This window comes from Acidicapsa ligni (genome assembly GCF_025685655.1).
In the GTDB taxonomy this organism is placed as follows: Bacteria; Acidobacteriota; Terriglobia; order Terriglobales; family Acidobacteriaceae; genus Acidicapsa; species Acidicapsa ligni.
In genome coordinates this window covers 115,916-140,298 of sequence record NZ_JAGSYG010000001.1, presented here as the reverse complement: position 1 = coordinate 140,298, position 24,383 = coordinate 115,916, and the positions used below count along the sequence as shown (strand labels likewise).

Below are 24,383 nucleotides of genomic sequence, written 5' to 3'. Positions count from 1 at the left end.
AGAAGACCTGTGACAAATGAAGGAAAGCAGAACCCGGACTACGTAGGTCCCGACCATCAATTGCCTGCACATACAGAACCAGCGCCGCATTCGACAGCGAAGCGAATCTGGGTCTGGATACTGGTGCTGGCTGCATTCGCGCTGGTGTTGTTTCTCGTGATTCGCCACCAGGATGAGGTCAAGGCTCCAACTGGACGAAGAGCTGGATTCGGGCCTGTCTCGGTGACGCCTACGACGGCGAGAACCGGCGATATCGGAGTCTACCTGAAGGGTCTTGGCACGGTGACGCCGGTGTATACGGCATCCATCGTGAGCCAGGTTACCGGACAGGTGATCGCGGTGCATTACCGCGAAGGCCAGTTGGTTCGCAAGGGCGATCCGTTGGTGGACATCGATCCGCGGCCATTCGAGGCGCAGTTGCTACAGGCGCAGGGCACATTGCAGCACGATACGAATGTATTGGCGCAGGCAAAGATGGATCTGGATCGCTATCGCAGCGCGTGGGCGATGAATGCCATTCCAAAGCAGACGCTGGATGATCAGGAAAAGCTGGTTCTGCAGGATGAGGGCACGGTCAAGACGGACGAGGGCGTAGTTCAATTTGACGAGGTGCAGGTTGGCTTCTGCCATATCACTTCGCCAATTGCGGGGCGCGTGGGTCTGAGACTTGTCGATCCGGGCAATGTGGTGCAGACGGCCGGAAGTACAGCCCTGGCTGTTGTGACGCAGGTACAGCCGATCACCGTGATCTTTACGATTCCGGAAGACAGCCTTGCGCAGGTGCAGGAGCAGGTGCGCAAGGGCGCCAGGCTACAGGTGGATGCTTACGATCGCACTGAAGATACAAAGCTGGCGACGGGCACTCTCCTGACCATCGATAACCAGATCGATACGACGACAGGTTCTGTGAAGCTGCGTGCCCAGTTTGATAACAAGGCGCAGGAGCTTTTTCCGAATGAGTTTGTCAATGCCAGGCTGCTTGTCACGACATTGCATGGAGTGACGCTGATTCCGACATCTGCGATTCAGCACAATGGCGATGCGGCGTTTGTATATGTGCTTAAGAACAACCATGCAAAATTGCAGCCGGTGAAGCCGGGAACGACGGACAGCACGACGACCGAAGTTCAAGGCATCAACAGTGGAGACGTGTTGGCGAACAGCAGCTTTGACAAGCTGCAGGACGGCTCTCAGGTGAAGCTGTCGAAGATGCAGCTTCCAGGCGACTCCGTGGAGACGAGCGCTCCGTGAATCCGTCCCGACCATTTATTCTTCGGCCTGTTGCGACAGCTTTGCTGATGGCGGCAATTCTCCTGGTGGGAATTGTTGCGTACAAGCAGTTGCCGGTATCTGCGTTGCCGGAAGTGGATTATCCGACGATCCAGGTGTTGACCTTCTATCCGGGCGCGAACCCGGAGGTGATGGCGACTACGGTGACTGCTCCGCTGGAGCGCCAGTTTGGCGAGTTGCAGGGGCTGAGCCAGATGACGTCTACCAGTTCTGGTGGCGCATCGGTGATCGTGATGCAGTTCAATCTGTCGTTGAATATTGATGTGGCCGAAGAAGAAGTGCAGTCGGCGATCAATGCTTCGCAGAGTTTTCTTCCGTCAAACCTTCCAGCACCTCCGGTTTACAGCAAGACCAATCCTGCAGACGCGCCTGTATTGACGCTGGCGATTACTTCAAGCGCAATGCCGCTGTCGCAGGTTGAGGATCTCGTAGATACCCGGCTGGCGCCGAAAATCTCGCAGTTGACCGGCGTTGGACTGGTAAGTATCAGTGGCGGGCAGAAGCCTGCGGTGCGTATCCAGGCAAATCCGATGCAACTGTCTTCGTACGGATTGAACCTCGAAGACCTGAGGACAGCGCTGACGCAGGCGAGCGTAAATGCCGCCAAGGGCAACTTCGATGGACCGCGCCAGGATTATCAGATCGACGCGAACGATCAGCTGATAACCACCTCGGATTATGACGATGTGGTGGTTGCGTATCGCAACGGTGCTCCGATCTTCGTGAAGGATGTAGCGAAGGTTGTGGATGGAGTTGAGAACAACAACCTGGCGGCGTGGATGAACCTGACGCCGGCGGTGATTCTCAATGTGCAGCGCCAGCCGGGAGCCAACACCATCGACGTGGTGCAGAGCATCAAGCAGCTTCTGCCGCAGTTGCAGGCGAATCTGCCGACTGGAATCGAAGTAACAACGTTGACCGATCTTACGACTTCGATCCAGGCTTCGGTTACGGATGTTGAATTTGAACTGCTGTTGACCATCGGTCTTGTGATCATGGTCATCTTTCTGTTTCTGCGTAACCTGTATGCCACGATTATTCCGAGCGTGGCGGTGCCGCTTTCGCTGGTTGGCACATGCGGTGCGATGTACGCGTTGGGCTACAGTCTGGACAACCTGTCGTTGATGGCGCTGACGATCTCCACCGGTTTTGTGGTGGATGACGCGATCGTCATGATTGAGAATATTTCGCGCTATCTCGAAGAGGGTGATTCGCCGATGCAGGCGGCGCTGAAGGGCGCGGAGCAGATCGGGTTTACGATTCTGTCGTTGACTGTTTCGTTGATCGCGGTGCTGATTCCACTGCTGTTCATGGGCGATGTGGTCGGGCGGCTCTTCCGCGAATTTGCGGTGACGCTGGCGGTGACGATTATTATTTCGGCGGTGGTATCGCTGACATTGACGCCGATGATGGCTGCACGCATCCTGCGGCATACTCCGGATAGCCAGCAGGGCAAATTCTATAAAGCATCCGAGCATGTGTTTGAACGGATGATTGCGTTCTACGGACGTACGCTCAAGTTTGTATTGCAGTATCAGACGCTTGCGTTGCTAGTGGCTGTGGCCACGCTTTTGCTAACCGTTTATCTGTACATCATTATCCCCAAGGGCTTTTTCCCGGTGCAGGATACGGGTGTGATCCAGGGTATCTCGCAGGCATCGCAGACGATCTCTTCTTCAGCGATGGCGGAGAAGCAGCGTGATCTGGCGGCGATTATTTTGCGCGACCCGGCGGTGCAGAGCCTGTCTTCATTTATCGGCGCGGATGGAACCAATACGACGACGAACAGTGGTCGCATGTCGATCAACCTGAAGCCGCTGGAGCAGCGCGATTTGAGTGCTTCGGGTGTGATTCGTCGCTTGCAGAAGAGCATTGCGAATGTGCAGGGTATTCAGCTCTTTATGCAGCCGGTGCAGAACATAACGGTGGATGATCGAGTGAGCCGAACGCAGTATCAATTCACGCTCGAAGATCCGGATGTGAACGAGCTTCAAACCTGGACGAATCGCTTCGTAGACAAAGTGAAGCAGCTGCCTCAGGTTGAAGATGTTGCGACAGATCAGCAGAATGGCGGGCTTGCGATTGCGCTGGATATCGATCGTTCCACGGCATCGCGACTGGGCATTGCGCCTTCGACGATCGACAATACTTTGTATGATGCGTTTGGTCAGCGGCAGATCAACACCATGTATACGCAGTTGAACCAGTATCACGTGATCCTTGAGAGCGACCCGTCGTTTCAGAAGGATCCGAATAAGCTGAACCAGCTTTACATTCAATCGAATGCCTCTTCAGGTACCAGTGGCGCGGGCGCATCGACTTCTTTCGCGGCGTCGAGTTCTGCCTCTGCGGGATCGAATGCATTGACGAGTACGGCAAAGTACACGCCGTCCTCGCAGGTGTTGAGTGCACCCGCGAATGCGTTGGCTTCAAATACCGCGAGCAGCACGGGATCTGGATCGGCGGGTACGACAAGCTCTTTGCCTGGGAGCTCGGTTCCGTTGAGCGCGTTCTCGCATTTCCGGACTTCGAACGAAGCGCTTTCGATCAATCACCAGGGGCAGTTTCCTTCTGTGACGGTATCGTTCAATCTGGCCGACGGCGCGGCGCTTGGCAGCGCGATCGATGCGATTACAAAGGTGCAGAAAGACATGAAGATGCCGGCCAGCTTGCAGGCGGATTTTCAAGGCACTGCGGCATCGTTTCGAAACTCTCTATCGAACGAGGGGCTGTTGATTATCGCTGCGCTGGTTACGGTGTATATCGTACTCGGCGTGTTGTATGAGAGCTTCATTCATCCGATTACGATTCTCTCGACTCTGCCATCCGCGGGTGTCGGCGCGCTGCTTTCACTGATTATCTTTCATCAGGATTTGAGCGTGGTCGCGATCATCGGCATTATTCTTCTGATCGGTATTGTGAAGAAAAACGGCATCATGATGGTGGACTTTGCCCTGGAGGGCGAGCGGCAGCGCGGGATGAACTCGACAGACGCTATTTATGAAGCGAGCCTGTTGCGATTCAGACCGATCATGATGACGACGATGGCCGCGTTGCTGGGCGGATTGCCGCTGGCTTTTGGTAGTGGCATCGGCTCTGAACTTCGACGCCCGCTGGGTATCGCGATGGTCGGTGGATTGTTGCTCAGCCAGGTACTGACGCTGTATACGACGCCGGTGATCTATATCTTCTTCGACAATATGGCGCAGCGCTTCACCCGCAGCTCGAAGAAGAAATCGCAGAAGGATGGCGAGTTATCCTCACCTGCTGGCTCAAATGGATCTGAGCCGCAAACGGGTCATGCATGAGCATCTCGGCTCCATTTATACATCGCCCGGTGGCGACTACCCTGTTGACAATTGCGGTAGCAGCAATGGGTGCGATCGCGTACACGGTGCTGCCGGTTTCTCCGTTGCCGCAGGTGGATTTCCCTACGATCTCGGTTGGAGCGAGTTTGCCGGGCGGCAGTGCGGCGATCATGGCGTCTTCGGTGGCGACTCCGCTGGAGCGGCAGTTTGGGCACATCGCGGGCGTCACCGAGATGACGTCGTCGAGTTCGCTGGGCACGACTTCGATCACGATTCAGTTTGACCTGAGCCGTAACATCGACGGAGCGGCGCGGGACGTGGAAGCGGCCATCAATGCGGCGCGGACCTATCTGCCTGCGAACCTGCCTTCGAATCCGACATATCGCAAGGTCAATCCGGCGGACTCGCCGATCATGATCATCGGCCTGACTTCAGATAAGTATGGGCCGGACAAACTGTATGACGAGGCCTCAACTGTAATTCAGCAGAAGCTCTCGCAGATTCAGGGAGTGGGCCAGGTTACTGCAGGCGGCGGCGCGTTGCCGTCTGTGCGCGTGGAAGTGGACCCTACGCAGTTGAACAGTTACGGGATGACGCTTGCGGATGTGCAGTCGCTGCTGAGCCTGCAGAATGCGGATCAGGCAAAGGGGCAGATTACGCAGGGCGATCAGACCGCGGATATCGTAGCGAATGACCAGATATCGCACGCCGAGGAATACAAGCCGCTGATTGTGGGCTACAACAAGGGCGGAGCGGTCCGGCTGTCGGATGTCGCGGAAATCAAGGACTCGGTGCAGAACGTCCGCACGGCGGGCTATCTGAATGGCAAGCGTGCCGTGATGGTGATCGTGTTTCGCCAGCCTGGGGCGAACATTATCGATACTGTCGATCGTATCTATGCGCAGATTCCTTCCATCAAGGCATCCATTCCGGTAGGCATCGACACGACTGTGGTGCTGGATCGAACAACGACAATTCGAGCGTCCGTCAATGATGTTGAGCGGACGCTGATGATCTCGGTTTTGCTGGTCATCCTGGTGGTGTTCATCTTCCTGCGGAATGGGCGCGCGACATTGATTCCGAGTGTGGCTGTGCCTGTATCACTGATCGGCACGTTTGCCGTGATGTATCTGTTGGGATACAGCATCGACAACCTTTCGTTGATGGCGCTGACGATTTCGACGGGCTTTGTTGTGGATGACGCGATCGTGGTGATGGAGAACATTACGCGGCATTTGGAAGACGGAATGAAGCCTTTCGACGCGGCGCTGAGGGGCGCAGGCGAGATTGGTTTCACTGTGTTTTCAATCAGCATGTCGCTGATTGCGGTGTTCATTCCATTGCTGCTGATGGGTGGAATTGTTGGCCGTCTGTTCCGCGAGTTCGCGATCACGCTGTCGACGGCGATTCTTGTGTCGATGGTGATTTCGCTTACGACGACGCCAATGATGTGTGCGTACCTTTTGAAGGATCAGCGTGATCGGGAGCACAGCAGGTTCTATCTGGAGACGGAACGATTCTTCGACTGGGTGCTTTCCATTTACCGGCGCAGCCTGCATTGGGTATTGGAGAATCCGGGCCTGACGTTGACGGTGCTTGCCTTGACGGTTGCACTGAATGTTGCGCTGGTGATCAAGCTTCCGAAGGGATTCTTTCCACAGCAGGATACGGGATCGATCGCGGGCGGAATGCAGGGACCGCAGGATGCTTCGTTCCCTTCGATGAACTTTTCGCTACAGAAGATTGTTGGCGTGATCAAGTCCGACCCTGCGGTAGCCAATGTTATTGCATTCACGGGCGGCAACGGAGCAACGAATACCGGCTTCATCTACATGGCTTTGAAGCCGCTGAATATACGTAAGGTTGGGGCACCGGATGTTATCAATCGGCTGCGGCCAAAACTGAGCGCGCTTCCAGTAGCGTCTGCGTTCCTGCAGGCATCCCAGGATCTGCGTATCGGCGGACGATCAAGCAATGCGCTGTATCAGTACACGATCCAGGCAGACAATATTGCCGATCTTGCGAAGTGGGGCCCGATTCTGCTGGCCAAGATGAAGAAGCTGCCAGGCTTGCAGGACGTCAATACCGATCAACAGAATGGCGGTCTCGACGATCTGTTGAACTATGACCGCGCGACTGCGGCCAAGCTTGGACTGACGTCACAGGCGTTGGATTCCGCGATGTACAACGCCTTCGGACAGCAGGAAGTCTCGATCATCTACACGCAGTTAAATCAGTACTACGTGATTATGGAAGTGGCTCCAAAGTATTGGCAAAGTCCGGAGGGGTTGAAGAGCATCTATCTGCACAGCGCGAATGGCGGTAATATTCCGATCAACGCTGTGGCCACGAGTCAGATTACGACGACTCCGTTGGCGCTTAATCATACGGGGCTATTTCCCTCGGTGACGGTGTCGTTCAATCTGGCGAATGGCGTTTCCATGAGCGATGCGACGCAGAGCATTCTGCAGATGCAGCAGCAGATGGGTACGCCGTCAACGATTCATGGTTTCTTTGCAGGCACGCTGCAGGCTTACCAGCAGTCGCTGAGCAGTGAGCCGGTGCTGATTGTTACGGCGCTACTGGCGGTGTACATCGTACTCGGCATTTTGTACGAGAGCCTGGTGCACCCACTGACGATTCTTTCCACGCTGCCCTCCGCGAGTGTTGGAGCGATGCTGGCGTTGATGATGTTCAAGCAGGACTTGAATGTAATTTCGATTATCGGCATCGTGCTTCTGATCGGTATTGTGAAGAAGAATGCCATCATGATGATCGACTTTGCATTACAGGTAGAGCGGCAGGGTAAGAGTACGGAAGAAGCTATTTTCGAGGCTTGCCTGTTGCGCTTCCGTCCTATTTTGATGACTACCATGGCGGCGCTTTTTGGCGCGCTGCCACTGGCTTTTGGAACAGGTACAGGGTCGGAGTTGCGCAGGCCTCTGGGTATTACGATCGTGGGTGGATTGATCGTGAGTCAACTATTGACGCTCTATACCACTCCGGTGGTTTATCTCACGCTGGATCGGATACGTCTGAAGTTGCTGGGCAAACAACGCGATACATTTCAACCAGGAACGGAGCAGGCTTCGACCAATGCCGTTTAACTCAGATTCATGGGGTGTACGACCATGCGAATAACAGATTTGCCAATAACGCGGAATGCTTCAACTCCGTCAATGAGTCCTATGAGGCTGCGATGGACGACGGGTTTTGCTGCGTCCTTATGTGTGGTGCTTAGCGCCTGCAATGTTGGACCGAAGTATCATGTACCTCCTGCGACGGCACAGGCGCCTGCGGCAACGTATAAGGAATCTCCGGAGAACTTTGCCGGTTCGAGCTGGACTGTGGCGCAGCCCAAGGATGCGCTGCTGCATGGCAAGTGGTGGGAGATCTTCAACGAGCCTGAGTTGAACGGCCTGGAAGAGCAACTGAATATCAACAACCAGAACATCAAGGTTTCGTTTGAGAACTTCATGGCGGCGCGTGCGGTGATTCGCGAGGCGCGTTCGCAGCTCTTTCCGACACTCAGTGTTGGCCCATCTTTTACACGGTCGCGGTCTTCGGCGAACCTGGGAAGCAATGTTGTCACGAGCTCTGGAACCGGGGCGGCGAGCAAGTCCGGGACGCAGAGCACGATTGAGTCTTTGCCCTTTGATCTTTCGTGGGAACCGGATCTTTGGGGCAAGGTACGCAACACGGTTCGCGCAGACCAATATGCGGCGCAGTTGAGTGCAGCGGATCTTGAAAACGAGCGATTGACGGAGCAGGCGAGCCTGGCGGAGTTCTATTTTGAGCTGCGTGGACAGGATGCTTTGCAAAAGGTTTTTACCGATACGGTGGAAGCCGACAAGAAGTCGCTGGAGCTGACGCAGAATGCGTATGACGCTGGTGTTGGCGATCAGATTTCTGTTGTAGAGGCGCAGAACACACTGCAGAATGCAGAGGCCTCGGCAACGAATACAGGCGTGGCTCGGGCACAGTACGAACATGCGATCGCGATGTTGATTGGTAAGCCTGCTTCGGATTTTTCGCTTGAAGTACGGCCGTTGATGCCGAATGCGCCTGCGATTCCGATTGGAGTACCTTCGCAACTGCTGGAGCGGCGGCCTGATATTGCAGGGGCAGAGCGTACGATGGCGAGCGCGAATGCACTGATTGATGTGGCCTATGCTGCGTACTATCCGGATGTGACATTGACTGCGTCGGGCGGATTGGAAAGCTCCACGTTGAAGCATCTGCTGGATTGGCCCAGCAGGTTCTGGTCGCTTGGGCCTTCGGCTTCGGAGACGATCTTCGATGCGGGGTTGCGCCGGGCTACGATAAACCAAAATATCGCCACGTATAACTCGGATGTTGCGAATTATCGGCAGACGGTTCTCGTGGCTTTTCAGCAAGTTGAGGATTCTCTGTCCACGGTGCGCATCCTTTCGCAACAGGTCGGCCAGCAACAAGAGGCTGTGAAGTCCGCGGAGAAGTTTGTCGAGCTGGAAACGAATCGCTATAAAAGCGGGATTGATCCTTATGTCGATGTGGTTACTGCGCAGACGACCCTGCTGACAGATCAGCAAACGATTGCCACGTTGCACACGCAGGAGATGACGGCGGCGGTACAGTTGGTTGAGGCTCTTGGCGGAGGATGGGACAAGTCGCAATTGCCCACTCCTGCGCAGGTTACGCAGAAGCCAAGCAAGGCAGAGACGGCGATTCAGAGATAAGATTTGCGCGTCTTATGCGCGGCATCTGCTGGTTACTATCTTTTAAAAACACATTCGACTCCAGAGCTTGATTGCACTGGAGTCGAATGTGTTTTTGTGGTTCAAGGGTGGCATGCGTTTGCTTGTTCGTAGAGGCTATAAACTTATTTTTGTTTCTCTGAACTCGCATGCGCGCTTAGTCTTTCGAGTACGCTCTTGAGCGCGTCGAGTTTTAGTCCAGCTTCGCCAAGCTTGCCTGCAGCGGTGAGACGTTGATAGTCGGTAAAGTCTTTGCCGGCTTCTGCGATGAGTGCATTTACATCGGTTGAAGGCTGGGTTTTGCCCTGCGATGGGGATGTCGTTTGCTGTGTCTCCGATGCGGTTAGAGATGAGGTTTCTCCACCGAAGAGGGATGACAGTGCTGCCTGAAATGTTGTTCCGTATGCGAGCTTATCCTGCAGTGCAAGCACGACGAGACGTAACTCGGGCATCGGGCTCTGCTGGGCCTGGAGATAGATGGGCTCTGCATATAGAAGCGCGCGGCCGGATGGGATGACGAGCAGGCTTCCACGCAAGACATGCGAGCCCTGCTGATTCCATAGCGTCAATTGCCCTGAGAGCTGAGCGTTCTGATCGATGCGGGCCTCGATCTGTTGCGGCCCGTCAATGAGTCTTGTTTTAGGAAAGTCGTAGACCACGGCTGTCCCATAATTTGCGTTGTCGCTGCGGCCTGCTATCCATCCGATCAGATTGTTTCGGTTTGCGGGCGTGAAGGGGAGTATCTCTACGAACTCTTCGCCTTTGCCACCCGGTAGTTTCATGAGGACGAAGTTCGGCTGCATCATCTGGACAATCTGCTGACCTGTACTATCGGTGCCGGTCTCGGTGGCAACGGTCCACAGATCTTCGCGATTGAAGAAGACCTCTGGATTGGTCATGTGATAAAGGCCGTAGACCTCCGACTGCAATTTAAACAATGCCTCAGGATAACGAACATGCCTGCGCAGGTCCGCAGGCATCGCAGAGGCATCTTTGAATAGGCTCGGGAAGATGGCACGATACGTAGCAAGGATCGGATCTTTGTCGTCGAAGACATACAGCGTCGTGGTTCCGTTGTAAGCATCTACAACGGCCTTGACGCTGTTGCGCATGTAGTTGACTGAGCTATTGCCGAGATTGTAGTGGGTCGAGTAAGGATAACTATCCGAGACAGTGAACGCATCCATGACCCACGAGAGTTTGCCATCATCGCCTACGACCATGTAGGGATCCTGATCGAAGGTCAGAAACGGTGCTACTGCGGCTACGCGCTCCCGTACATTACGCCGCATCAGGAGCCTGCTCTGCGAATTTACGTCGTCACTGAAGGGTAGTTTTCCGAGATCGCCGCGATCGATTGCGAGGATAACGCGTCGCAGGAATCCGCCGAGTGCGATGCCGCCCGTGCCTTGATAGGAGGTTAGATTGTTGCTCTGACCTTGCGGGTAATCGAACTCCTGCTGCCTAGTTTTTACGTAGACATCGGTGTCTGTCAATTCTCCAAAATAGATCTCGGGTCGTGTCACGTTGAGGCCCTGTACTGTGCTTTGCACCGGCATGTTGCTGAGCAAGAGCGTTGGCAGGCCCTCTGAGGTGAACCCATTGACGGGGTTCATCGTTACTCCATATCCGTGCGTATAGATCAACTTCTCGTTGATCCAGTTCCGGCTGCTCACGGGGAGTTTCTCGATACTCAACTCACGTGGGGCGAGCATGACTTCGCGCATCGTGCCGTCGATAACATAGCGATCGATGTCGATGTCAGGGAAGTCATAGTAAGTACGAATTTCCTGAACCTGGCGCAGGGTGTCCTGTAGTGCATGCCAATCCCATAGGCGGATGTTCTGAAGGGTAGGCTGGTTGTTGGCGGCGTCGGCTGCATCTACTGTGGTCTCGGCAGGGAATTCCTGTTGCTTGAACTGATCGAGTCCGAAGGCTTGCCTGGTCATCTCGATGTTATGGGAGATATAGGGTTCTTCGCGAACAAGCTCGTTTGGCTTGACGATAAAGCTGCCGACATACCAGCCGATTACCCCCAGTACGCCATAGCAGATCATGGCGGGAGTGATGGAGACGATGATCCATCGCCCACGCGAGTCTCGCATGGCATTCCCCGCCGCGATAACAGCGCCGAGGACGAGGGCAATGCAGAGGATAAGCAGACCCTGAATCGTCACGTGCGCATCGGTGTAAGAGATGCCATCGAAGATTGTGTGATGTTCGAGAGATAGCTCGAACCTTTCGACATACACCTTCATTGCGAGGACAAGCAGAAGGAATGCGACGGTGATGGAGAGTCCGCGCCACGGGGATGGGGCATAAGTGATTCGCCGCTTGGTGAGCGCGCGAGCACTGCTGGTAATAACGAGGAAAGCTACAGCAACGGCGCAGGTCACAATCGCCAGCGTAAATAGCCAGTTATTGAGTAACTGCCAGGCGGGTAGAGTGAACAGGAAGAAATTCAGAGGCTTGCCAAAGATAGGATCTGCAACACTGACGGTTGCACGCGGGGCATACCAGAAAAGCGCGAGCGTCGGCCAGTCCGCGACCATTGCAAAGCCAGTCACAATCGCAAAAACAATCGAGACCAACAGGGAGATTACGCGCAGGGCCGGTTGTACAGAGAGGCTGATCGGCTGCCCTGCAACGATGATCGAGTGTGCGGTTGGCAGGTCGGCTTGATGAGATCGGCGGATCGCTGCGAATGCTCCATATAGAAACAGAAATGTGATCGCGGAGAAGAACACGAAATCTGTAACCTGAAGCCCGAGTGTTTTCCAGAAGACATTTCCGAGATCGAGTGATTGGAACCAGAGCAGGTCGACCCAGTACGACAACGCAATCCGGCACAGAATGAAGATGCCGAAAGCCAGAGCGATGAGAAGAAGGAATCTGCGGCGCCACCGCGCCGGACCTTGCTGTTGTGGTGAATCAATGAATGACGGCAACTTTCCTCCGCGCCTGATCGGCTGCATGTACTCCCTGATTGTAGGCTTCCCGAAAAGGGGGTTTATAAAGAAAGTCTGTTGATAGATGGGATGTTCCGGGTGGAGATTGACTTGAAATCTTTGGCGAAGCGGGCCTTTAATCGCTGTAAGTTGATCGCTCCAAAACTCAGGCCAGGGTTAGGATGGTTAGCATGATGTTTCAGAGCCGGAATGCACGATCAGCTTTGTTTCTTTTCGCCGCTGTATGTGTTGCAGGCGTTACTGCATTCGGCGCGACGCCTGCTGCAAGTAACGAAGGCATAAAGTCGAACCACGGTTGGGCAATCGCTATCCACGGAGGAGCGGGGGAAAACGAATGGGAGCATATGGATTCTGCGACAGAGAGTGCTTACCATGAGTCTCTTGCGAAGGCGCTTGCTGCTGGATCGGCCGTTCTCAAGCGGCACGGCAAAGCTCTGGATGCGGTCGAGGCGGCGGTAAAGGTATTGGAAGACGATCCTCTGTTTAACGCCGGACGCGGCTCGGCATTTGCCGCCGACGGAAAGAACGAAATGGACGCGGCAATCATGGACGGTGGAACACTGGCTGCGGGTTCCATTGCGGATGTGCAGTTTACCCGGCATCCGGTCTCACTTGCGCGGGCCGTGATGGAGCACACGCCCTATGTCATGATGGTTGGCCCGGGAGCTGACGAGTTTTCGAGAGCGCAGGGTCTGGAACAGCAGCCGCCGTCGTTCTTTTTCACGGAATTGCGGTGGCAGGAATTTACTTCGATTATGCGCGCAAGCGGTCGGCCCGTTCCTCCGCGACCGGTTGGGGTTGCTCCTGCTCCAACAGCCTCGTCTGCGCCGCATCTGTTCGTTCATCGTTTCGGGACTGTGGGGGCAGTGGCTCGAGATAGTGAGGGCCATCTGGCTGCGGCTACCTCCACTGGAGGGATGCAGGGCAAGCTGCCGGGGCGCGTGGGCGACTCTCCGTTGATCGGCGCAGGCACGTATGCAAGTGATCGCTCTTGTGCCGTGTCTGGAACGGGGGTTGGTGAGTATTTCATTCGTCTCACACTGGCACGGCAGGTTTGCACGTTGGTGGAGCAGGGGCAGACATCACAACAGGCTGCGGATCACATGATCCATGATGAACTGCCTGCACTGAAGGGCGGCGAAGGCGGAGTTATCGTGGTTGCGCCTGTGGGAGATCCGATCTGGAGTTCGAATACTCTTGGAATGTTTCGTGCAAAGGAAGTCGAAGGCAGTGGGCCCGATATCCATGTGAAATAACGGCGCTTGCAGCAACCAGGCGAGTTTCTATAGGTACGGCTATAAGTGGGCTAGGCATTGCAGGCAAATGGTTGAGCCTCTCAACTATTTGCCCACAATGCTGTTATGGAAATCGTGTGTGGAAAATCGCGGATGCTACACCGTGGGAGTTGAGATTGGTTGCCGCGGTTCGGTGCTTCGGCTTGAGGCGCGGGCATACTGTGACGGCCATGTGGTTTGCTGGTGCAGGGTCGTCGCGGCGTGAAGCGGCCAATATGGATTGCGAAGAAGTTCACGCGCCAGCAGGACGAGGTCGGCCTGGCCTGATCGCACAATCTGATCGGCTTGTCCTGGCTCGGTAATCATTCCTACGGCAGCGGTTGGAATATCCGCTTCGTGCCGGATGGTTGCGGCATGGTGGACCTGGTAGCCGGCTCCGACAGGGATCTGTTGACCAGGGTGATTGCCTCCAGTTGAGACATCGACGAGATCGACACCTTCCTTCTTTAGCAGCCGGGCAAACTCTACCGATTGCGGAAGATCCCAGGAGGCGCCAAGAAACTCAGGAGCCCAGTCTGTAGCAGAGATGCGCACAAAGACGGGCAGGTGCTGAGGCCATGCTGCACGAACGGCACGGACGACTTCGAGTGGAAAGCGGACGCGGTTTTCGAAGCTGCCGCCGTACTCGTCTGTGCGTTGGTTTGAGAGAGGAGACAGGAACTCATGCAGAAGATAGCCGTGCGCTGCATGAACCTCGACCAGATCAAATCCGGCCTTGATGGCTCGCTCTGTCGCGACAGTGAAATCAGCGACGATTTTGTCCATACCCGCGCGGTCAAGTGCAGCGGGCATGCCGTAGGTTTCGTCGAAGCGTATCGCAGATGGAGCCACCGGTAGCCAGCCGCCTTCGGAAGCGGGCATCAAACGAGGTTTTTCCCATGGGACGGACATACTTGCCTTGCGTCCGGCATGTGCGAGCTGTGTCCCAGCAAAAGCACCGTGGTGGTGGAGAAAGTTCGTGATGCGCTTGAGTTCTGCGATGTGCTCTTCTTTATAAATACCGAGATCATTCGGAGTAATGCGACCTTCAGGGCTGACTGCGTTTGCCTCGGTGATGACCAGCGCTGCTCCACCGATGGCGCGGCTGCCGAGATGCACGAAGTGCCAGTCATTGGCGAATCCATCTTGCGAAGAGTATTCACACATTGGCGAAACCGCAATGCGATGGGGGAGTGTCAGGCTGCGCAGCTTGAGAGGAGAGAAAAGATGGTTTGTCATTTGGCTCACAGAGATTGGATGCTCCAAAATAAATTTGGGATCGTGAAACATGCTGCACCATCATTCGATCGTTGCCGCAGAGCCAACCTGACAGATCTTCGTGTTATCGAAACGGGATCTGCTCCGGCACTGCTTCTCCATCCGCTCGTGGATCGGTTGCACCGTAGTGCACGGGAGATGACTCATTGACCTCGACGGCATTGCCGCGGCCCATGCTTTGAAAGTAGCGCGGCCAGACAGTTACTTCGTGGCCCTGGTTTTTGAGGCCCGCAACCACATCTGGCGCAATTCCGTTTTCGACCCAGACGCCGCATCCCTCAAAGTCGCGCTTGGTAAATCGTGCCGCTTCCAGTGCTTCCTGGATGTTCATATTGAAATCGACGATATTCGAAACGAACTGCGCATGAGCCTGTGCCTGGTTGAATCCACCCATGATACCGAATGCGATTCGACGTTTGTCATTTTGCATGAACCCCGGAATGATGGTGTGAAGCGGTCGGGTGCGAGGTCGAAGAGTGTTCGGTTTATCTGGTTTTAGCGTGAAGCCTGCGCCACGATTTTGCAGCGGAAAACCAGTTCCTGGAGCTACCAGTCCTCCTCCAAATGCACCTGCATTGCTCTGAATCAGAGAGACTTCATTTCCGTCCCGATCCACTACAGATAAGTACGTTGTATCGCTGGACTGATGGGAGAGCTGTTCGGTCAGATCAGATGGAAGCACGTTGCAGGCGGCTTTGTTGGTAATCAGTTTTGCTCTCTTCGCGGCCAGCTCCTTCGAGATAAGTGTGCGCGTCGGAATCTGCGTGGCATGCGGGTCACCGATGTAATGCTGAAGATCGGCATAGGCAAGTTTTTTTGCTTCGATCTCGGTGTGCAGAGACTTCTGGCTGTTATGTCCCCACTCCTGGATCGGATAGTTCTCCATGATATTCAGCATCTGGAGCGCGGCGAGGCCCTGTCCGTTCGGCGGCATTTCATAGATGGTCCAGCCACGATAGGTGGTGCTTACTGGATCGATCCACTCCGGCTGGAAGTCGGCAAGATCATCCGCTTCCATGAAACCTCCGAGTTCGCGTTCCAGCTTGAGAATCGCGGAGGCGGTCTGACCCTTGTAGAATCCGTCGCGTCCCTGTTTGCCGATGAGGCGGAGGGTTTCCGCAAGCTCTGGATTTTTGAAGAGTTGTCCTGCCAATGGAGCTTTCCCGTCCGGCAGAAATACTCGTGCGAACTCCGGATTCTTGAGAAACGGCATGCCGTAAGTTTTCCAATTGTCGGCGTCGGTTTCGGTCACGGCGATTCCTTGCGTGGCGAGAGCAACTGCGGGCGCCAGTTCCTCTGCCATTGAGAGCTTTCCCCACCGCTTTTGGAGCGCGTCCCAGCCAGCGACTGTTCCCGGTACTGTGATCTGATCCACCGTTCTCATCTTTGCCAGGCCCTTTTCTTTCAGCGCGTCGATGCTTAGATTCTTTGGTGCCCATCCGCTGGCGTTGAGTCCATAAAGCCGTTTTGCTTTTGCGTCATAAACAATGGCGAACAGGTCGCCGCCTACGCCATTCATCATGGGTTCGATAACTCCTAATGCGGCGTTCGCTGCAATCGCCGCATCCACGGCGCTGCCGCCTTTTGCAAGGACTGCTGCTCCAGCCTGCGAAGCCACGGCCTGGCTGGTTGCGACGATGCCGTATTGTGTCATCACCATGGAGCGCGCCTGCTCGCGGGCTGGATCCTGCTGCTCAGCGAAGAGCGGAGAGCTGATGAGTGGGGCAATGACAACCGCAGCGACGAGCTTTTTGATTAGACGATGCATAGTTTCCTCGGACTCCAACGTGGGTGTGTCGAGAGATATTTTGCGATACGGAAGATGCTATTCGGTACGAGGCTGAAAGCTGGGATATCTGCCTATTTGCTGTGGAATCTTTGATGGAAGTTTAATCTGAGAAGCGGATGAAATCTATCGGAACTTATCTCTGAGTTGTGGGGCAGTTTGGTCGGGGTGGGGGATGGTTCTCGCGGGATTCTTTGGGTGTGCGGATCGGTTCTGGAGAACGTCGTGATCATAAGCAGCAACGCGATGCTCTTTGCGGAGCATCGCGTTGCTGTTTCGACTGCAGTTAATCCTGCGAATTTTTGGGGCTACCGGATCATGATGCCGTTGAATGACGGTTCCGCAAGACGGTGCTCAATTGCCTGCAGAATGGCATCGCAGCCGGCTAGATCTTCGGCGATAAAATCGGCGCCTGCATCGAGTAGACGTTCTCCCGCAGACTTCAACCGGAGCTGCTTCTGATCCTCTGGCAGATTAGACCAGCTTGCCAGATCGAGGCCTATCATATTGCCTGTGCGTGTCAGTCCAATGGTCCACATTCCGGCATTTTTTCCTTCATCAATATCGCTCACGGTATCGCCGATTTTCACGCATGTGGATGGAGGGTAGACCTCAAGCAATTGCATATTGCGCGCCAACATCCAGGGAGCGGGTCGGCCTCCGTTCACTTCGTCGGGACAGACGGACGTATCGGGCTGATAGCCTTCCTGCGCGGCGCGGGCGAGAACCGGGGCCAGCATCTCCCTGGTGTATCCGGTTGTGCTGCCAATGCGAAGGCCCCGCGCCTTCCATGCCTGTATGGTGGGGACGACCCCGTCGATCAGTTGTGAATGCTGCACGATAATCTTCATCTGCAATGGGCCGAACTCGGTGAAGAGTGAGGAGACATCCTCGTCTCCAGGTTCGCGTCCGGTAACGCTGAGCCACTGTGTCCTGACCGAAGGCAGGCCAAGAATAGCTCGTATGTGATCGCGCTTGAGTAGACCCATATCGTGGCGCGCATCGTCGTCTGAAAGCACGATGCCATGTTGGGCGAAGAGAGTCTGGAGTGCGAGGACGGGAGCAACAGACCCGTGGTCCACGGTGGTTCCTGCCCAATCAAGCATTACTGCACGAAGCTTACTTGTCTTTATTATGTTTGTCTTCATTATGCCTTGTGCCTTCCGTTGTTCTGTAACTTGAACGTCTCTGCGGCAACACCGAAGCTCAATGTCATCCCCGCACCTCCAAGGCCGGTGACGACCTCGACGCCTTCCTCTGGACGGAAGCGTATGTAAGGTTTCTCAAGGTGCTTGGAATAGACTCCGTGCCAACGCTCGGCGATTGAGAGATCCGGAACCTGGACAAAGCTTCGCAGGTGTTCAAGAATCAGGCGGTCGATTTCCTCCCGATCGAACGGCGAAGGCGATAGTCCGTATTCATGGGAATCGCCCAGGGTGAGCTCGCCGGATGAGGTTTCCGAAACCATGGTGTGAATACCAAACAGGTCGAACTCGGGGCTCTCACGGGCAATCCGATTGCGGAGATCGGATAAGGAATCGCAGATCTTGAAAGAAGGATAGAAGCGGAAGGTGAGGCCGCCCGCGAGTGCGGGCCCAAGCTCCCAGCCTGCCGGTTGCGGCCTGGTGCGCAACATTTGAAGCTTGCAGCGCGTTAAGCCGCTTTGATTGAAAAACTCCGGGTATAGACTTTCAAAATCCGAACCCGAACAAATAATGATTTGCTCGGCATTCCACACACCGTTTGGCGTGTGAACTTTGGGGTGATCCACGGCAAAGACCGGCGAGCCCCAGAAAAATTGAACGTTATAGCGCTCAGCCAGGAATTCCGGGATCCTGCGGAGAACCTCGCGCGGATCTACCATCATCTCCGTTGCACTCCAGAGCGCTCCCATCACCGTATCTTTATTGAGTGCGGAAGATCGTTCGAGTGCCTGAATGCGATTTAGCCACGCGCACTCGTATCCATGAGCCGGAGCAAGCTCGGCGAATTCTTGCGCGACCCGCGCTTCGTCAGGGCGGGTCGCGGCATGGAGTGAGCCTGTATTTTTATAGGGAATGCCGGATGCCTGGAGGAGGTCGATCCAGATATCTCTGCTCTCCATCGCCAGATTGAACATCGTGCCTGCCGTCTGACCGATGGGCCAGAGCATGCCGAAGTTGGCGATCGATGCTCCGGCGGCCACGCGGTTTCTCTCGAAGACGGTGACTCTTTTTCCCGACTTAGCTGCTAGATAGGCATGCGCAAGGCCGATGATTCCGGCACCGATGATGATAACGTCCGCACTCTGTTCGCTCACCTCTGCAGACTACAGTGGCAGATCCGATGGCTCAAGCACTGAACGGTTAAGTGCCGACGTACGGGGGTGTTCAAGCCTTGCTCCAAACGCGCAGATCGTGGCGGCGATCAGAGCGAAGAGGACGAAGAGATCGAAAAGCCGTGACCATCCAAGGCGGGATACAAAGAGAGTAATCAGCAAAGGAGACAGGGCCTGGCCGATCGAGCCGACACCGTTGACGAAGCCGACGGCGCGTCCGTGCAATTGCTCCGGTACGGCATCCAGCACAACGATGCCCGACATCAGCAGGTCTGCTCCGTGAATGAGAATTCCCATCAGAGAGATGGAGACAACGACGCCGAATAAGCCGCTGGCTGTAAGCATCGGGTGCAGAAGGCAGATGAATGCAAGCGAAAAGAGCATTCCGGCGCCGAGTGTCATGCGCCGCTCACCGAACCAGCGCGGGACAGCATAGCCGACTGCCAGCGGGCCGAAAAAGCCGACGAGTTCAAAGTAAGCCGCCGTATGTTCGGCTGCATGGACACCGTAGCCGAGGTTCGAAATCAGGTAGTTCGGCAGCCAGAACAGAAGCGTATAACGCGTCATCTTCAGAAACAGATACATTCCGGAAACGATCTGTATCGTGGGATTCGTAAGAACGGCACGCCAGGAAGAGTTACGGGCGTCCGACGTGGAATCTGCTGGAGATGTGCCGCGTGCCGGTTGAAGGAGTGGGAGATGCGCGGTGATTTTATAAAAGAAGATGGTTGCGCATAGAAGGATTGAGGCGGATAAGAGGAATGCGGGACGGAAATTCTCATGCTCAAGACCTTCGGTCCGCAGAGTCATCCACATTGTCAGCGACGTCGCCAGGACTCCGCCCAGAATATAGCTGGTACTCCACCAGCCAAGCACGCGTTCCCGTTCGCCACGCCGAAACCAACTGCCGAAGAGTTTAAGCAGAGCGGGCCAGCCGAGTCCTTGTCCGAACCCGTTACCGATCTGCAGTAACAGGCCGAGATCTCCCTGGGAATGCCAGGAAAGCAGAACCGTGCAGACGATAGAAATACAAGCGCCAGCCAGGGCGGTGTATCTTGCGCCAAATCGATCCGCCAGCGTACCGCCGACGAATTGACCCACTGCGTACGTGGCCCCGAAGCAGGCGAGCCCGACTGCCAGCGGAGAGATGGAATCCCCTGCGGTAACACCGACATCCTTGCGGCAGATGTAATACCCCGCATACAGAATCCACGCGGCCATGAAGATGCGCCCGCGCCAGCCAGCTATGGCCGTCGATTTGATGCTCATCTGAGTTGCCCTTCCCCGCCTTGCGTGAGCGGAAGTGGTTCGTGGAAGATCATCGTCTGCGCATGAGGGGACACGGGAAAGACGACCTGCGTAATTGTTCGATCCTGAAGGCTGTCTGCAAGGCTGGCTGGAAAGGTGTCTTTCTCACATAACACCTTGACCAATGCCTCGATTGCATTCGCATCTGTTCCGTCGATCTGTATCGAACGCTGAGCACCATTGGAGATCGTCAGCAGCGCGGCCTGGCCAGAAAGAGACGTCATGGAACCAGATGTACCGCGGTCGAAGATTTTCCGTCCATTCGGGGTATCTTCTACGGTTAGCCGATGACCGCTGATCGCGGCAGCGCTCGACGAGGTTAGCGCCGATGCGATCGGTCCAATGGATATGAGCATGCTGGCTGTGGCGTTGGTGGTGACGTTGCTGGTGAGAAGTAATCTGGCATCAAACTTGGCCGCAAGATCTAAGAGCGGGTCGGCGGCTTTCAGCTCTCGCATGGCAACGAGATCCTCTCCGCGTTCCGTTTTCAGAGGGGAAAGGTAAAAAGAAACCTGGTGATCCTGAAATACCTTCTGCCAGAAGCTGGTAAACGGATGCTCTTCTGCAATCTGCCAGCGAAGGCAGACGATACAGAGAAATAAAGCAATCAGGGTGGGGGCAGCGACCCACTGCAATGAGAGCGGAGGCCCACTTTCCAGATGGAGAGGCAGCAGAACATCCTGCTCATTCTCTTCCAATGCTGGATCGGCGGATGGAATCAACCGGAAGAACCGCGGAACATACGAGCCGGTCGGAAGCTCAAAGAGAAAGCGCCGATCCGCGTCGAGCGTCTTACAATATGCGACGAGACGCTTCCGAACGTCGTTGGCACGAACGCGAACCCCGGCGTCGGTCCCCGTGTCATAAGCAGTTTCACGCCCCAGGAGCAATATTCCTATAAGCCGCTCTTTGAGCTGCGCGGTATCGTCGTGGAGCGTGTGATGCACGATATGCCGCAAAAACTCACAACTCTTTGGACTGGTGCGAAACGCCGAACTTTTACATACAATCTCAAGCTCGTCACCCAGTTGCGTGGCGTAGCGTTCAAATTCGGCAGGTTGAATCTCTTCAGTGATGGACATGGCTCTGGCAGGGCAATCTCAAAGCATGATGATATTCCGTGCAGATTACAGGACGTTGACATAGAGGCTCATTGGGACGATAAGGCGTTAGATAACGGGCAGTCTGATCGGCCTAACCATACTGAACGTTTCGCCATTTGCATGTACCTGACAACATAAGCAACAGAACGGTATACGCGGGGCTAAAGTGCCTGTTTGACGAGACCTGCAGATGAGCCAGGCCCTTGTGCAGGTAACAGCATCGGACGTGAGGCAAGCTGTCGATTGAAGTTTTCGCCAGCCCTGCGCCGGCTCTATGTTGTTTGTTTCGAGTTCAATGGAGTGAAGTCGGAGTTTTGATGCGTCTTACTGCCCGCCACAAGATTTTTCTGCTTACCTGGATCACTTACGCAGGGTTTTATTTTTGCCGGAAAAATATCAGCATCGTACTACCGCTGCTTCATGGTGTGTCAGGTCTGAGCAGCATCGACCTCGCGAATATTATCGCGGGGTACAGCTTCTTTTATGCGGTCGGTCAATTCGGGTTCGGATTCCTTTCCGACCGCATCGGACCGAAACGTGTTGTCGGATTTGGCCTGCTGCTTGTTGCCGGCAGCAACCTGCTGATGGGCGTGCGAGCGTCGTTGATCTGGCTTCTCGTCTTCGCGTGCCTGAATGGCGTAGGGCAGTCGACGGGCTGGTCGGGCCTGGTAAAGATCATGGCCAGTTGGTTCGGTAGCCGGAACCGCGGGGTGGTCATGGCGTGGTGGGGGACCAACTATGTCCTCGGCGGATTTCTGGCAACCGTATTCGCGACCTGGGCAGTCGCGCAGCATATGCTTCTCCCCGGCCTGGGATGGCGCCGAGGCTTCGTCTTTCCTTCGCTGATCGTGCTTGCTGTCGCTGTTCTCTTCTTCTTTGGAGTGGACGAAAGCCCGAAGGAGGCCGGTCTGCCCAGTGCGGCCGAGCAGGACGAGTTGGCAGTCCCGGCAACTCGTTCCGGCGGACGCGAGTTGAAAGAGCTGCTTGCGAAGCCCCAATTGTGGGTGGTCAGCATCTCCTACTTCTTTTTGGAGATGTGCCGGTACGCGCTGATGTTCTGGCTACCTTTCTATATGGTGGACCAGCTCAGATATTCGCTCCCGACCGCGGGATATGTTTCATCTCTCTATGAGTTGGTTGGCATTGTGGGCGCTGTCGCGGCAGGCTACATCTCCGATCGTCTCGTGCAATCCCGGCGCGCCCCGGTATCGGTGGTCATGTTGTTCGGGCTTGCTGTTGTAATGCTTGCTTATCCGCTGTTTGCAACCTACGGGAAAGTGGGCACTGCGATTGTCGTCATCCTTGCGGGCATCCTTTCCTATGGGCCAGATACGCTCCTTTCAGGAGCAGCCGCGCAGGATATCGGTGGAGAGAAAGCTGCTGCGTCCGCAGCGGGAATAGTCGATGGCATCGGGCACCTGGGTGCGCTCTTTTCTCCTTATCTGGTCGTTTACATCAGTACGCGGTATGGCTGGAATCATCTCTTCATGATCTTTGCCGTTGCCGCCTTCCTGGCTGGCGCTATCCTAACCCCGATGTGGAATCTGAAACCTCCGGTTCAGAAGCAAGCTCAATTCGATGATGAAGTAATGCAGCCGGTCTCTTGATCGTGACCAGACGAGGGTGAAGATGAAAGAGGAAGATACGCAAAACAGGGTGGCGCAGTCAGAGGGAGATGTGAATCTCTCATCGGCGCGGACGGATTGGCAACAGGAGCATCTCGACGAGCAGACTGTTGCCTTGCTTGAAGAGGACGCCCGGTATTTTCTCCATCAATCTCTCTCTTCTCCATGTCTGAACGCTCTGAGCGGATGCGAGGGAAGTTTCCTGATCGATATGCAGGGTCGCCGCTACCTGGATTTTCATGGAAACAATGTGCACCAGGTGGGTTTCGGCCATCCCAGGGTGAAGGCCGCAATCTATGAGGCACTGGAACAGCTACCCTTTTGCACGCGCCGCTACACCAACAAATATGCTGTTGGGCTCGCACGAAAGCTGGCTGAACTTTCTCCGGGCACATTGAACAAATGTCTCTTCGCACCCGGCGGAGCAGAGGCCATCTCTATGGCTATCAAGCTGGCGCGCATGGCCACGGGCCGCTTCAAGACGGTGTCCATGTGGGACTCCTTTCATGGGGCGACGCTGGATACGATCTCTATCGGCGGCGAGGCTTTGTTTCGAAACAACATCGGGCCGCTGTTGCCAGGGTCCGAGCATGCTCCTCCACCCGATCCGGACTCCTGCCCCTTTCGGTGCGGACGACAATGCAGCCTGCAATGTGCTGACTATGTCGAATACATTCTGCGTAAAGAGGGAGATGTTGCGGCTGTTGTGGCAGAAACGGTTCGAAGTACGGGAATCGTGCCGCCGCAGGATTACTGGCGCAAGCTTCGCTCAATCTGCGATCGTCACGGCGCGCTCTTGATTCTCGATGAGATACCGAATGGCCTGGGCCGAACCGGATCGATGTTCACATGCGAGCAATACGGCATTGTTCCGGACATGCTGGTGATTGGCAAGGGCCTGGGCGGCGGATCGTTCCCTATAGCGGCATTGCTCGCACGCGAAGACCTCGACATCGGCCAGGACCGCGCTCTTGGACACTTCACGCACGAGAAGAATCCAGTCGCATGTGCCGCTGCTCTTGCAACGATTGAAGTCATTGAGTCGGAGGGATTGGTGGAGCGTTCACGAACTCTCGGCGCAAAGTTTGTCGATCAACTCAAAGAGCTGCAGACCCGGCATCGCTTGATCAAGGAGGTTCGCGGACTTGGGCTGCTCGTAGCCGTTGTGCTTCGTCGCGATGATGGCTCACCTGCAGAGCACGAGGCAGAGCGGATCATGTATTCCGCGTTAGGCAAGGGGCTCAGCTTCAAGGTAACGATGGGTTCGATCCTTGCGTTGACGCCGCCTTTGACCATCGATGAGCAACACCTGACCGATGCGGTTACGATCCTCGATGGTTGTTTTTCCGAGCTGTGACGGTGGAAACACGTACAGAAGATCATGCGACG

General features: G+C 55.3%; 14 protein-coding genes. 7 read left to right on the top strand and 7 right to left on the bottom strand.

The annotated features are described in order from the left end of the window. Positions 1 to 9 precede the first annotated feature (9 nt). The 4 genes from OHL19_RS00555 to OHL19_RS00540 all read left to right on the top strand — a co-directional run bounded on the left by OHL19_RS00555 (position 10) and on the right by OHL19_RS00540 (position 9,316). Positions 10 to 1,251 (top strand): efflux RND transporter periplasmic adaptor subunit, encoded by a 1,242-nt coding sequence (locus tag OHL19_RS00555; RefSeq protein WP_263355628.1) that lies wholly within the window; start codon positions 10 to 12, stop codon positions 1,249 to 1,251. After that, the gene (locus tag OHL19_RS00550; RefSeq protein WP_263355627.1) at positions 1,248 to 4,598 is read left to right on the top strand and encodes an efflux RND transporter permease subunit; all 3,351 of its coding nucleotides are present in this window, start codon (positions 1,248 to 1,250) and stop codon (positions 4,596 to 4,598) included. Before OHL19_RS00555 ends, OHL19_RS00550 begins: the two co-directional genes overlap by 4 nt. Then, positions 4,595 to 7,705, top strand: coding sequence for an efflux RND transporter permease subunit (locus tag OHL19_RS00545; RefSeq protein ID WP_263355626.1), 3,111 nt, complete (start codon positions 4,595 to 4,597; stop codon positions 7,703 to 7,705). The genes OHL19_RS00550 and OHL19_RS00545 overlap by 4 nt, the downstream gene beginning before the upstream one ends. Before the next feature lie 81 nt (positions 7,706 to 7,786). Further along, positions 7,787 to 9,316 (top strand): efflux transporter outer membrane subunit, encoded by a 1,530-nt coding sequence (locus OHL19_RS00540; protein ID WP_317890532.1) that lies wholly within the window; start codon positions 7,787 to 7,789, stop codon positions 9,314 to 9,316. 143 nt (positions 9,317 to 9,459) lie between these two features. Here the strand turns inward: OHL19_RS00540 and OHL19_RS00535 are convergent, their stop codons facing one another. Continuing rightward, positions 9,460 to 12,282, bottom strand: a complete 2,823-nt coding sequence (locus OHL19_RS00535; protein ID WP_263355624.1) for a UPF0182 family membrane protein — start codon at positions 12,280 to 12,282, stop codon at positions 9,460 to 9,462. A gap of 191 nt (positions 12,283 to 12,473) precedes the next feature. Between OHL19_RS00535 and OHL19_RS00530 the strand changes: the two genes are divergently transcribed. Continuing rightward, positions 12,474 to 13,559 (top strand): isoaspartyl peptidase/L-asparaginase family protein, encoded by a 1,086-nt coding sequence (locus tag OHL19_RS00530; protein ID WP_263355623.1) that lies wholly within the window; start codon positions 12,474 to 12,476, stop codon positions 13,557 to 13,559. 135 nt (positions 13,560 to 13,694) lie between these two features. On the opposite strand, the gene OHL19_RS00525 is transcribed toward OHL19_RS00530, so the two are convergent. The 6 genes from OHL19_RS00525 to OHL19_RS00500 all read right to left on the bottom strand — a co-directional run bounded on the left by OHL19_RS00525 (position 13,695) and on the right by OHL19_RS00500 (position 21,348). Then, positions 13,695 to 14,816, bottom strand: coding sequence for an NADH:flavin oxidoreductase/NADH oxidase (locus tag OHL19_RS00525; RefSeq protein WP_263356787.1), 1,122 nt, complete (start codon positions 14,814 to 14,816; stop codon positions 13,695 to 13,697). A gap of 103 nt (positions 14,817 to 14,919) precedes the next feature. After that, positions 14,920 to 16,623: a gamma-glutamyltransferase gene (gene ggt, locus OHL19_RS00520; RefSeq protein WP_263355622.1), complete on the bottom strand. Its 1,704-nt coding sequence runs from the start codon at positions 16,621 to 16,623 to the stop codon at positions 14,920 to 14,922. 326 nt (positions 16,624 to 16,949) lie between these two features. After that, the gene (gene phnX / locus OHL19_RS00515; RefSeq protein ID WP_396126649.1) at positions 16,950 to 17,747 is read right to left on the bottom strand and encodes a phosphonoacetaldehyde hydrolase; all 798 of its coding nucleotides are present in this window, start codon (positions 17,745 to 17,747) and stop codon (positions 16,950 to 16,952) included. Positions 17,748 to 17,788: 41 nt separating this feature from the next. Continuing rightward, complete coding sequence (locus OHL19_RS00510) at positions 17,789 to 18,940, bottom strand: TIGR03364 family FAD-dependent oxidoreductase (RefSeq protein ID WP_263355620.1); 1,152 nt, start codon at positions 18,938 to 18,940, stop codon at positions 17,789 to 17,791. A 9-nt stretch (positions 18,941 to 18,949) separates the two neighbouring features. Continuing rightward, on the bottom strand, positions 18,950 to 20,227 hold the full coding sequence (locus tag OHL19_RS00505) for an MFS transporter (RefSeq protein ID WP_263355619.1): 1,278 nt from the start codon (positions 20,225 to 20,227) through the stop codon (positions 18,950 to 18,952). Then, positions 20,224 to 21,348 (bottom strand): hypothetical protein, encoded by a 1,125-nt coding sequence (locus OHL19_RS00500; protein WP_263355618.1) that lies wholly within the window; start codon positions 21,346 to 21,348, stop codon positions 20,224 to 20,226. The genes OHL19_RS00505 and OHL19_RS00500 overlap by 4 nt, the downstream gene beginning before the upstream one ends. Positions 21,349 to 21,686: 338 nt before the next feature. On the opposite strand from OHL19_RS00500, the gene OHL19_RS00495 reads away from it, so the two are divergent. Both OHL19_RS00495 and pbfA read left to right on the top strand, forming a co-directional pair. Next, a complete protein-coding gene (locus OHL19_RS00495) occupies positions 21,687 to 22,976 on the top strand; it encodes an MFS transporter (RefSeq protein WP_263355617.1) in 1,290 nt (429 codons plus the stop codon). A gap of 22 nt (positions 22,977 to 22,998) precedes the next feature. Next, positions 22,999 to 24,351: a (R)-1-hydroxy-2-aminoethylphosphonate ammonia-lyase gene (gene pbfA, locus OHL19_RS00490; protein WP_263355616.1), complete on the top strand. Its 1,353-nt coding sequence runs from the start codon at positions 22,999 to 23,001 to the stop codon at positions 24,349 to 24,351. Positions 24,352 to 24,383 lie beyond the last annotated feature (32 nt).